Source organism: Streptomyces sp. SID3343 (assembly GCF_009865215.1).
Lineage (GTDB): Bacteria > Actinomycetota > Actinomycetes > Streptomycetales > Streptomycetaceae > Embleya.
Map to the genome: position 1 here is coordinate 1 of NZ_WWJX01001117.1, position 12,415 is coordinate 12,415.

Here is a 12,415-nt window from a genome sequence, read left to right on the forward strand (position 1 = left end):
CACGGCCGCTGCTGGCGCGGCTCGACGCGTACGCGTGCGTGCCGGCTCGGGCGCGGGTGCCGGGGTTGGCTGCGGGCGGCGAGACCGGGCGGTTGGCGACCTTGGTGCTCACCGCCGGGCAACCCGTCGCCGTTCGCGCGCGGGACGCGCTCGTGTGCCTGGACGGTGGTCCGTCCGGGGAAACGGTCGAGGCGCAGGAGGTGATCGCGGTCGCGCGGTGGGACGGAGTGTCGACGGTGACGGTCGAGTCGACGAGCCGACACCCGGTGCACCTCGCTCATCCGGTCGAGGATCGCCGGCTCGCGCTGCACCGCGGCCAGGCCGTCGAGGTCCCGATCTCGGCGGCGGGGCATTGGACCGTGCGGTTCGGACCGCCGGACCGGGTGCACCGGTTCCTGCGCTTCGCCGCCCAGCGCACGAGTGCGCGATGAGCGGGAACCCGGGCGGTGAGGGCATCCTCGGCCCGCTGCCCGGCCGGCCGCTGTTCGTGGAACTGTCAGGCCCGGTCTCGCAACCGCTGCCGCCCGACCCGGTCGGGCGCGAGGTGGTGCTCACCCGCGACGCGACGATCGTGTCGGCCTGGCTGCCGCACGCGAACGGCGGGCCGTCCTGGCCGGTGCGACCGCGCGGCGCCGCCGACGCGGAACTGCTGCACCGGCTCGTCCGGGAGACCTCCGCGACGGTCGCGGTCGTGTACTCGCACGAGGAGGGGGATCGGCCGAAGCACTCGTGGCTACGGGTGCGAGCACACGTGTTCGACACGACCCGGCATTGGCCGACGAGGATGACCATCGGCCTCGACGACCGGATGATCGACGTGCTGCGCCGGGTCACCAAAGGCGGCGCGCGCGACGGGGCGGGCACCGGCGTGCCGGCCCTGTTGCGCGAGCGCGTCTCGCTGCCGGCGTTGCCCGGCGGACCCGCGCCGTGTCGCTTCTTCGTCCTGGCCCGGCCCGGCCAGGAATTATCCGAGCCGGAGGCGGGCCGGCTCGTGGGCGGCGGACTGGTCGTCGACCTCGCTCGCGCGGAACTGGGATGGCGGGTCACCGGGATCCGCCGGCACGACATGCTGCCGCAGGACGGCCAACGGCTGGTTCTGGTGCACGGCGATCTCGACTTCACCGACGCCTCCGTCGGTGCGCTGTTGCGCGAGCGGATGCGTGGCGAGTTGCGCCGACTGGAGGCGGGCGAGCGGGACGACAGTTTCCTGGCCCGCTGGCGCGAGTATCAGAATCTGGAGGATCGCTACGCACTCGGCCGGGTGCGCGAGTTCGGTTGCCTGGAGTACGCGTACTGCGAACGCGTCGACGGCTCCCCCGAGTTGCTGCGCTTTCGGCTCGATGTCGAGGGCGAGGGGGGCGCGCGGCAACGGGCGATGCTGCGGCATCTGGCGGAATCGGTCGAGGCGGGCGAGGAGTTCGAGCTGGAGTGTGCTCGGGATCGGCCCGACGGGTTGGACGGCACTCACCCCGGCGGTGCCTTCGCCGACGATCGCGGCCTGCTGTCGCTTCCCGTCGGCCGCGGTGAGGACGTCGGCGTGGTGGTCGCCGTCGACGAGCCCGAGGGCACGGTGGATCTGCGCTCGACGGACCGCGAGCGCCGGGTCGCGGGCGTGGGGCCGAGTCTGGCCCGGGCGTTGCCCGCGGCACCGGGATTTCTGTACGCCGCGACGGCCGGCGATCGACGGCGCCTGGAGCGGCGTCGGAAGGCGCTGGACCGGGTGCTTCGGGAGGACATCCCGCTGCCCCAGTTGCTTCCGCTCCTGCAGGGGCAGTCGGTGCGAGGCCGCGAACACCCACCGATTCGCGAGTACAGTCCGGCCGCGTGGGCCTGCTTCAAGGGCGAACCCACCCCGGCTCAGCGCCTGGCCCTGGAGACGGCGCTGAACACCCCGGACGTCGCGGTGATCCAGGGCCCGCCCGGCACCGGCAAGACGCAGCTCATCGCCGCTCTCCAGGTGCGACTCGCCGAGCAGGGAAAGGCGCACGCGGTGGTCAGCCGCAGCATGTTGCTGACCAGCTTCCAACACGCGGCCGTGGACAATCTGGTCGAGCGCTCGAAGGTGTGGAATCTGCCCGCGATCAAAGTGGACTCGCGAGATCGCGGCTCGATGGAACACGTCGCGGCCTGGCGCTTCGAGACGCTGAACGCGTTGGAGGCCGAGTTGGAGGGCAGTCTCGGCGGCAGGCTGACCCTGGCGCTGCGTGAGGTCGCCCGCCAGGCGAGCGAGTACGCGCTGGCCCCGGTTGCGGTCGAGGAGTTGCCGGCGCTGCTGGAACGCGTCGTCACCCGGGTGCGCGGGTTGTGCTCCGACTCTCTCGTCGAGCAACTGGAGGATCTTCGAACCGACCTGGACGTGCTCCGTCGCACCGCGCGACTACAGGTGGACCCCACGCGCGAAAGCACGCTGCGCGCGGTCCGCGGCCTGCGCGACGTGCCGGCCGCGTTCGCCGACGACGGCCCCCTCACCGCGGCCGTCGCGCTGGCGCGGCTGCGGCGCGTCGATGCGATCGACCCCGCCCACGTGGACGTGGTCCGGCGCGCCGCCGAGGCTCCCGAGGGGATCGTCCCGTCGTTCTTGGCCGAACTGGCCGAGGTTCGGGCGGCGTTGCTCGATCGGCTCGTGCCCACCCGACGATTGGTCGAGCCGTATCCGCGAGCCGACGTGCTCGGACTGCTGGACACCGTCGTCGCGGAACTGGAGGATCGCGTCCGAGACGGCGACGAAGGCGTGGACCGAGCCTTGGCCGACTACCTGGAGGACCTGCGCGGCGACCCGCAGGCGGTCCTGCACACACTGCGGCTCTACACCACGTCGTTGGCCGCGACCTGTCAACAGGCCGACTCGCGCGGCGTGGCGGGTGCCAAGGAGGTGAGTTCGGGGCCGGTGCGGTTCGACACCGTGATCGTGGACGAGGCGGCCCGGGCGAACCCGCTCGACCTGTTGATTCCGCTCACCATGGCGACCCGCCGCATCGTGCTGGTCGGTGATCACCGCCAGCTCCCGCACATGCTGGAGCCGGACATCGAACGGGAACTGCGGGACCGCGAACGCACCGACGAGCTCGACACCCTGCGGCGCAGTGTCTTCGAGCAGCTGTATCGCCTGCTGGCCCGTGATCCCAAGGCGCCGCGCGCGGTCCGACTCGACACCCAGTTTCGGATGCATCGCACACTCGGCGACTTCGTCGGCCGCAACTTCTACGACGGCGCGCTCGCCTCGCCCAAACCGGACTCCGCGTTCGCGCACGGCCTGCCGGGATACGCCGACCGTCCGGCGGCCTGGCTGCGCGTTCCCGGCGAAGCCGGCCGGGAGGTGGCCGGGCGCAGCAAGTCCCGCCCGGTGGAGGCCAAACGGATCGCCGCGGAGCTCAAGCGGTTGACCACCGATCGACCCGACCTCACGTTCGGGGTGATCAGCTTCTACGCGGCGCAGGTGCGGCTGTTGTGGCACGAACTGGTCGCCGTCGGGCTCGCGGTGCGCAGCGGACGCGGGTATCGACCGGTGGAGGCGTTGTTGCGCGATGCGAACGGCGCGGAACGTACCCGCCTGCTGGTCGGCACGGTGGACGCCTTTCAGGGCAAGGAGTTCGACGTCTCGTTCCTGTCGGTGACCCGCTCGTCCGCGATATCGCCGGACAAGGCGGCCGCGCGTGAGCCCGACCACGCGCGACACTCGGCGTATGTCGAATGGGTGCGGCGTGCGTACGGTCACCTGACGCTGCGCAATCGCATGTGTGTCGCGTTGAGTCGGCAGCAACGGCTGCTCGTCGTGGCCGGCGACGACGCGATGTTTCGGCCCGACGTCGCTCCGCCGGAAGTGGCCGCCCTCACCGACTTCCTGAGCATGTGCCAGGGCGACGACGGGGTGTTGTTGCCCATCGACGGATCGGCTCGGGGGCGCTGAGTGTTTCATGTCGAGCGGGGTGTCCTGCTGTTGCACGAACCGCCTCGGGGTCGGGGGTTGTTGTTCCTGTGCTGGCCGGTGTGGGTCTACCGGGTGACGGCGCCGGTGGTGCGTGTCCGACGACTGGACATCTTCGAGAAGGTGATCTTGGCGCTGTGCCGCGCGGGGTTGCGCGAACCCGGTGAGGTGGCCCGGCGGATCCATCAGGACGTCGACCTGTGCGCCTACGTGATGCGGCAGTTGCGGGCCGGCGGGCAACTGGACGCCTCGGGTGCGCCGACGAGCGCCGGGCGGCGCGCCACCACGTCGGACGCGGTCGTCGGAGCGCCCGAGTTGGTGGTGACGCACGTCTTCCAGGATCCGGCGACCGGTGAGCTGTGGCCGCGCGTGTCCACCGAACTTCGGGTCCAACCGGTGGCACGGGTACGCCGGGACGAGGTCGATCTGCGGTTGGCCGGCGCGGGCCACCCTCGCCGCGAGACGGCCTACGTGATCGCGCAGCCGCCGACGCGGCCCGTGCCGCCGCGGGTCGAACAGGTCGTCGACGCGATTCGGGCACACCGCCTGGCCCGGGCGGAACAGACCGCGGCGCGCTCGGCCGAATCCGCCGAGCCGAGCCCCGAGGCCTACCGGGCCGATCAGGAACTCCAAGCCATGCACACCGAATGGCGGCTTCCCGAGGACGTCTCGCGGATCGCCGACATCCGGCCGCCGACCGCCGAGTACCTGCTGACCTGGGTCGAGCTCGACGGCGGGAGCGGGGAGGGCCCGGCCCGGCGCCTGGTTCGGGACCCGTTCGGTCTGGACCCGGCCTTGATGCTGGAGCAGTTGATCCTGGGTCGACTGCCCGCGGACCCGCGGTTGGCCGAGGATCTGTCCGGCCTCACCCGAGCCGCCGACACGCGTCTGCACGCGCGCTACGCGCGCTTGGCCGGACAGGTGCGTCGGCGCGCCGAAGCCGCGTTGGTGGAGCGGCTGGGCGAGGACATCCGACGACACCCGCAGATGATGGAACTGCTGCTCGGCGTCGCGGACGGCATCGCCCGGGGCGAGGAGGCGGCGGCCGTGGAGACGGTGGTACGCGACACCGTCCGCGCCTACGAGCAGTTGTTTCGGCGCGTGGTCGACGAGTACCGCCCGGTCGTACCCGGTTGGTTGGCCGCGGCGGGGGCGTTGACCGACACCGGCACGCGCGCACGTCTTCGCGGCTACGCGGCCGACGTGGGCCTGACCGATCTGACCGACCTGTTCGGTGACACCCAGGTGATCCGGCGGCTCAACACCGTCCTGCGCGATGCACGGGAGCGACCCGCGGCCCTGGACAGGGAAGTGTCCGCGCGCGTGGCCAAGGGTTCGCCGAAGGACATCGTGCCGTGGGCGCTGATCGCCGCCGCGGACGCGGCCGCACCCGACCGACACCGCCACCCGCTGCGCGACCTCGCCCGCCGTCGACCCGCCCTGCTGAGCGAGCTCCAAACGATCAACTCCGTGCGCAACGGCGGTGCGCACAGCGAGCGTTCACCGTCCGCGCCGGAGCTGGTCGAGCTGTGCCGGAACCTGGCTCTCGACGCCGGCCGGACCGTACTACTGCTCACCCCGGAACGGGAAGGACCACCAGCGCATGCCTAAACGTCCCAAGTCCGCACACCGGGTCCGCGTGCAACGCGGTTCCGGTTCGGCCGCTGCGGGAGCCCGGGATCCGGGCCCCGGCGACGAGCGCGGAAGCGACCGGGAGCCCGCGACGGCCGACGACGCGGTGGCGCTGGTCGAGCAGGCGTACGCGCTCACCGCGGGCGAGCGGGATTCGGCGCCCGAGCAACCGTCGTTCGGCGACGACGTCGACATCGACGACGTCGCCGAGGAGGTGGGGGTGGACGACCTGCGCGCCGCGGTCGAACAGGCGCTCCGGGCCCGGGAACTGGCGCGGCGGCGGGAGCAGGAGCACCGGGAGGAGATCCGGCGCCTGGAACGCGCCCGCAATGACCTCGCGGAACAGGAGGAGCGCCGGGAGGTCGCCCATCGGGCCCGGGTCGAGGGGGTGGCGGCGGACGAGGACGCGCTGCGGGCGCGAGCAAGCCGGATCGACGAGCGCGAGGCCGAACTCGTCGAGCGGATCCGCCGGTGTGCCGCCGACGAGGCCCGCCTGTTCGAGCTGGAGCAGCAAGCGCACACCGATTTCGCCGAGTATCGCCGGGACCGGATCGCGGGCCTGCGCGAGGAGTTGGCGCGGTTGCGTACCGCCGCGGACGCCGAGACGCGGCGCCGGGACGAGGAGATCGCCGATCGGCGTGGCGCGGCCGAGACCGAGTTCCACTCGCGGTCCGCGCGGCTCGACGCGGCCGAGGCGCGCATCGAGGAGCGCGAGCGCTCTCACGAACGACGCGAGCGACTGCTCGACGCACGCGAGCAGGAGGTGGAATCCGAGCGCGTGGACGTGCGCCGCCAGGCCGAGGCGAGCGTTGCCCTGGAGTTCGAAACCTGTCGTCTGGAACGGGACGCCTGGCGGGATCGACACCGTCAGGCGGTCGAGATCGCGCAGGAGCGGGGCCGGCAACTCGCCGCCCTGGACGCGGCGGCGCTGGATTTCGAGGGCCGATCGATACCCGAGGTCGCCGCGGAGTTGCGACGCCTGCGCGCCGACCACCGGGAACTGCGCCACACCTTGGCCGCCCGTCCCCCGGAGGACCAGGAGCGATTGCGCGAACTCGAACTTCGCCATCAGGAGTGGGTCGCCGAACGCGAGGAACTGTTGCGGCAGAACGAGGAGCATCGGCGCCTGCTCGCGTCCGGTCGTATCGCGGTCGCCGAACGCGAGACCAATCGGGTGGTGAACCAGGCACTCGAAGGGCTGAACAACGTGCTGCGCACCGAGATAGCCCAACAGGCGGCTCGATACGGCGAGTTACAGGCCGATCCCGAGCATCGGTCCGCCTTCCCGGCGTGCACGGCCCTGGACGAGCGGGCCGGATTCGCCGAGCAGCCCCAACTGTCGGCCAAGGTCCCCGATCTCGCCGCGTTGGCCGTCCGGATCCGCGAGGACATCGCCCGTCGCAAGGGCCTGTTCTACTCCGAACGGGACCTGCGCTGTTTCCTCGGCGGACTGGCGGCGAGTCGCCTCCACCTGTTGGAGGGCATCAGCGGCATCGGCAAGACCGCGCTCCCGCTCGAATTCGCCAAGGCCATCGGCGCGGGCTCGGCGACCGTGGCGGTGGCGGCCGAATGGCGTGGGCCCCAGGATCTCATGGGCTACTACAACGCGTTCGAGCGCAAGTTCTACGAGAGCGAGTTCACCCAGGCGCTGTATCGGGCACAACTTCCGGCGTTTCGGACCAGGCCCTTCCTCGTGGTGCTGGACGAGATGAACCTGTCCCACCCTGAGCAGTACTTCAGCGATGTGCTGCACGCCCTGGAGATGCGGGCGCGCGGCCCACAGATCCTGCCCCTGACGACCTCGGAGGTGGGTCCCGCGCCGCGTCTGCTGCACGAGGGGCGTGCTCTCGTGCTGCCCGACAACGTGTGGTTCATCGGGACCGCCAACAACGACGAGACGACGGTGACCTTCGCGGACAAGACGTACGACCGCGCCCACGTGCTCGAACTGCCGGACCGGCCGGTGTCGTTTTGCCCGCCCCGGGCCGGACCGATCGCCCCGCTCTCGATGGAGGCGTTGTCGAAGGCGTTCGCGGACGCGCGCGAGCGGTATCACCAGGACGCCGAGACCGTTCTGGCCTTTTTGGACGACGAACTGGGCAACGTCCTGCGGCGCGACCTACAGGTCTCGTGGGGCAGCCGACTCCCGCGCCAGGCACGCGAGTTCGTGCCGGTGGTGCGGGCCTGTGGCGGTGACATCGGCGAGGCCGCGGACCATCTGCTCACCACCAGGATCCTGCGCAAGGTACGCGGTCGCCGGGAGGTCGCGGCGCCCCGACTGGAGAAGATCCAGGCCGAGATCGAGCAGGCCTGGCCACGGTTGAGCACCACGAGCGTTCCCACGGACGCGCTGGAATTCCTGGAAAACGAGATCCGTGACCGGGGGGTGTGGTGAGCTCCGCCGAGACGCCGAGGGACCGACTGACCGGACGTCGCGTCGCCGCCCCGACGGGGCGTTCGCTGCTCGGCCGATACGTACTCGTGAACGACCCGGGAGCCGAGCCGAGCGCCCCACCGGCGGGCGGGGTCGCTGTCGACGCGGCAGCCCTTCGTGGCGCCGAGCGAGCGGCCGGCCCCCTCCGGTGGGAGGGCGAGCACGGTCCCGGGGCGCTGCCCGGTCCGTTGATCCTCGACAACGTGGTGCGCATCGCGAACGCGGTGACCGCCGATCGTCGCGACGGTGCGTCGCCGGCGCGATGGGCCGCGACACCGCCGCTGATCGCCGACGACGACACCCGGTTGGATCCGCACCCGCTCGACGACGCGATCCGCGCGGAACTCGGCGGTCTGGAGCGGGTCTGCGCGTCTCCGTACGCGCGTCTGCGTACCGAGGACGTCCTGGTGCGGGCCGGTCGCGCCCGACGGATCACGTGGCGTACGGCGGTACACCTGTCGGCGCACTCCGAGACGTGGGCCGCCCGCCGGTTGCACGGCGTCGAACCTTCCAGGCTGCTCGTCCCGATCCAGGTGCCCGACTACGATCTGTACGAGAATCGGGTGGTGGCGGCGCTCCTCGACCGCCTGTGGCAGCACGTGGCGGCGCGCGTCGCCGAACTCGACAGCATCGGCCGGCTGGTCGAACGCGGCCGACGTCTGTTGGCCGAGACCGCCGACCGGCCGCGATGGCAGGATCGGAACAACCACTACCGAACCCTGGCCGTACTGCTCGCCGATCCGCGGCTCCCCGAACGCGTCGATGCCGCTCGCGCCCGCCTGGAAACCCTGCGACACCGACTCGGCCCGCTGCTCGACTCGCCGTTGCGCCGCGCGATCCGCGTTCCCTACGACGGCCGGCCGCAGTTGCGCCCGACGAACCTGTTCGCCAACCACGACGACTACCGCCGCTGCCACGAGCTGTGGAACACGCACGTGCGGCTGCACGCAACCCGCGACCGATCCCACGCGGCCGGGGAGACGGACGTGTGGTGCCGCGCGTTCTCCGAGTTCTCCCTGCTGCTCCTGGTCCGAGCCCTCGAACAACTCGGTCTGTCCCCGAAATCACCGGGCACCGAGGACTCCGACAACGCCGACGGCTTCGACAGTGCCCCCGGCTTCGACGACTTCGGCTTCCACCATCACCGACACGCATCGGTCGTCCTGCGTCGAGACCTCGCGGACGACACCTTCACGCTCGTGGTCGACGCCCGACCGACCCTGCGCGTGGTCCCGCTCGCGCACGCCGTCACCGCCGTGCCCGAACCGGGGGCCGTGCAGGCGTGGTTGGAGACTTTGTGGGTCCCCTCCCCCGAGGTGCCCTCCGCACCGCGTCCATCCGAACCCACGCCGCCCGAACCGCGCGTGGCCGTCCTGTACCCTGCCGATCCGGGCGAACGCCCTCGGCTGCCGCCTGCCGTGCGCGCCGCGGCGCACAGCACCCACGGGACCCGTGGGGACGGCCGCGCGCTACCCGCCCTGGTCCCGGTCGGGCCCACCGACGTGGACAGCGTCACGCGGGTGGCCAGGCTGTTGCGCACGGCCCTCGACTGCGCACCGCTCGCCGACTATCCCCGGTCGGTGCGCTGTCCGTCCGGCCTGGCCCGTCGACTCGCCGAAAATCACGACTGGCTCGAAGTGGGCCCCGACGAGAGCCTGTTGCCGACCCGGCCGCCGTCCGAGGCCCAGTGGCGAACGCTGGCGACCACACTGCGCTCGTTGCGCGCGGGAGGCGCCCCGGGCCGCCGAGGTGCCGGCGGGCTCCACGCGCCGGATCCGCTGGAGTTTGAACTGCGCGACGCGGTCGACGAATTGGGGCGATTGCCGAGCTGTCCCGTGTGCACCGCACGGGCCCGGGACTTCCAGGCGCGTGACGGCCTCACCTACCGTTGCGTGTGCTCGTGCGGAGTGTCCTGGGAGAACCGCCGCTGCGGCCGGTGCGGTACGTCGTACGCGGTCCTGCTCGCCGTCGGCGCGGACCGCGGCACCGGGGGTCACGGGGACCATCTGGATCACACGTTCGGCCAGGATCTGCTGGCCGAACCGTGTCACCTTCGCGCCCGTACCCACATCTGCCCGTCGTGTGGCCACTGCGACCGCTCGGATCGCTCGTGCCGACGTTGCGCGGCCACCGCCGCACCGAACCGACCCGGCCCGAGCCCGAGCACCGCCCGCGCACCCCGGTAGCCGTTCGCGGTGGTCGGTTCAGCCGTGGCGGATGCCGTCGAGGACATCCAGCGCGAGGGCCGGGTCGGACTCGGGGGCCTGCGCCACCGACACTCGGTGGTAGACGCCGGTGTAGCGCTCGCGAACGAGTCTGCCCGCCGTGGCGGGGTCCTCGGCGACCACCGCGAAGGCGTTCAACACGTCGTCGTCGACGAGCCGACCCATCTCCTTCCAGCGACCCTGTAGCGACAGCGCGCGCAACTCCTCCTGGAGTGCGCCCCACCCGTGGTGCTCCAGCACGGCCCGGTAGGCCGGGGTGGATCCGTAGAAGGCCAGGCGCTCACGGACACCGGCAAGGCTGTGCTCGTACTCCTGCTCGGTGCGGCCGGTGACCACGAACACGTTGCCGGCGATCTCGAACGGCCGCTTGGTCCACGGGGCTTGCTCGGCCTCGGCCTTGGAGCGGGCCGCCAGCACCGCCGGGGCGAGTTGCTCGGTGACATACGGCGCCGTGCCGAACGGGTGACAGATCACGCCGTCGCCGACCGCGCCGGCCGTGGCCGCCATCAGCGGTCCGACGGCCGCGATGAGCACGAGCGGCTCGCCCTGCTCCAGCGGGCCGGGGTCGAACAACGGGTTCATCAGGGTGTGGCTGTAGAACTCGCCGCGAAAGTCGAGTTCCGCGCCGGTCTGCCAGCTGTTCCAGATGGTGCGGGTGGCGCTGACGAACTCCTTCATCCGGGCCGCCGGACTGGACCACGGCATCGCGAAGCGGCGGGTGATGTGTGCCTTGATCTGCGAGCCCAGGCCGATCACGGCGCGACCGCCGGAGATGCCCTGAAGTGTCCAGGCGCTGGAGGCCAACGTCATCGGTGTGCGGGCGAAGGCGATGGCCACCCCGGTGGCCACCTCGACGGTGGTGGTGCGAGACGCCGCCACCGCGAGCAGCGGGAAGGGATCCTGGGCGGTCTCGGGGACGAGGACCCGGTGGATGCCGTGCCGTTCGGCGGTTACCGCGGCCTCGACGATCCGCGGCGCGGTGCCGATCGCGGCGTCCAGTTTCAGCGGCCCGGTGGGGCGCGGGTAGGTGGTCATGTACGAGTTCTCCCTGCGTGGCGGCGACGGCGGCGGCAATCGTTCAGACCATGGCGTTCACGCCGGTGAGGTCGCGGCCGATGATGAGCTTCTGCACCTGGCTGGTGCCTTCGTACAGGGTGACGGCAAAACCGGCCGTCGACCCGGGCCGGGAACGCCTCGGGAGGCGGGGCGGCCTCGCGCCCCCTGGGGACCCGAAGGCGTGGATTCTCGTCAGGGGGTGACCAACACGCCCGGGTTCACCAGGCCGTTGCCTCCCGTGAAGGTGTTGTCCGCGGTGACGGTGGTCGGGCACGCGGCGCTGTGGTTGACGGTGTTGATCGCCCACCGGTCGGCGCCGGTCGCGCCGGTCAGGTCGGCGTGGTTGGCGTGGAAGATCGTGCCGCATCCCCAACCGGGGGCCTGGGAGTGCACTTCGAAGCCGTCGTTGGTGGTGTTGCGGCCGGTGTTGCGCTCGATCAGGTAGCCGTTGCCCTTCACGTCGACCCACGAGTCGTCGTAGTTGTGGCCGGTCAGGCCGGTGCCGTCGAAGGTGTTGTCGGCGACTCGGCCGCCGGTGGTGCCCTCCTTGAGGTCCACCGCCTCGCCGCCCACTCCGGGCCCGATGACGTTGCGCAGGATCTGCACCCGGTCGCTCCGATCGGAGAGCGTGTTGGCGGTGCCGACGTATACGCCCTCGCCCATGCCTCGGCCGTCCCGGCCGGTGTCGTAGATCCGGGAATCGACGATCGCGCCGTCGCTGCTGGAGTCGCGGAAGTGGACGCCTTCCATCGTCAGATCGTGCACGGTGACGGAGTCCACCAGCACGCCGGGCGCCGCGTCGATCATGATGCCCTTCTGGGCGTGGGTGAGGGTGATGCCGTGCACGGTCCAGTAGGCGGCGCCGTCGAGGTACAGCGCGTTTCCGCCGCCGGTGTTGGTGCGCAGGACGGCGTTCGAGGATCCGGTGAGGGTGATCCGGGCGTCGACGCGGCCGGGCCTGGTCGTCTTGAAGTTGCCGGTGTAGGTGCCGTCGGCGAGGCGGATGGTGTCGCCCGGCGTCGCCGCCGCCAGCGCGGCCTTGAGCTGCGACGCGGTGGAGACGAGCACGACCGACGCGGCGTCGGTCGAGGCGGCGTGGGCCGCCGTCGGGGCGTACGTGAGCGCGGCGACGACGGCGGTGAC

The 12,415-nt window shown here is 71.7% G+C and carries 7 protein-coding genes; 5 read left to right on the forward strand and 2 right to left on the reverse strand.

What is annotated here, in order from left to right:
• From GT354_RS34595 to GT354_RS34615, 5 genes are all read left to right on the forward strand, one after another.
• A partial coding sequence (locus tag GT354_RS34595) for a hypothetical protein (RefSeq protein ID WP_161360332.1) occupies positions 1-431 on the forward strand: 431 nt, incomplete at its 5' end.
• Entirely contained in the window at positions 428-3,907 is a 3,480-nt protein-coding gene (locus tag GT354_RS34600) for an AAA domain-containing protein (RefSeq protein WP_161360334.1), read from the forward strand. The genes GT354_RS34595 and GT354_RS34600, both read left to right, overlap by 4 nt.
• Entirely contained in the window at positions 3,908-5,536 is a 1,629-nt protein-coding gene (locus GT354_RS34605) for a hypothetical protein (RefSeq protein WP_161360335.1), read from the forward strand.
• Positions 5,529-7,952 (forward strand): hypothetical protein, encoded by a 2,424-nt coding sequence (locus GT354_RS34610; protein WP_161360336.1) that lies wholly within the window; start codon positions 5,529-5,531, stop codon positions 7,950-7,952. The genes GT354_RS34605 and GT354_RS34610 overlap by 8 nt, the downstream gene beginning before the upstream one ends.
• Positions 7,949-10,177 (forward strand): hypothetical protein, encoded by a 2,229-nt coding sequence (locus GT354_RS34615; RefSeq protein WP_161360337.1) that lies wholly within the window; start codon positions 7,949-7,951, stop codon positions 10,175-10,177. Before GT354_RS34610 ends, GT354_RS34615 begins: the two co-directional genes overlap by 4 nt.
• Positions 10,178-10,195: 18 nt before the next feature.
• On the opposite strand, the gene GT354_RS34620 is transcribed toward GT354_RS34615, so the two are convergent.
• Positions 10,196-11,251, reverse strand: coding sequence for a TIGR03617 family F420-dependent LLM class oxidoreductase (locus tag GT354_RS34620; protein ID WP_161360338.1), 1,056 nt, complete (start codon positions 11,249-11,251; stop codon positions 10,196-10,198).
• A 213-nt stretch (positions 11,252-11,464) separates the two neighbouring features.
• Positions 11,465-12,415, reverse strand: a 951-nt coding sequence (locus GT354_RS34625; RefSeq protein WP_161355136.1) for a right-handed parallel beta-helix repeat-containing protein, incomplete at its 5' end; no start/stop codon positions are given.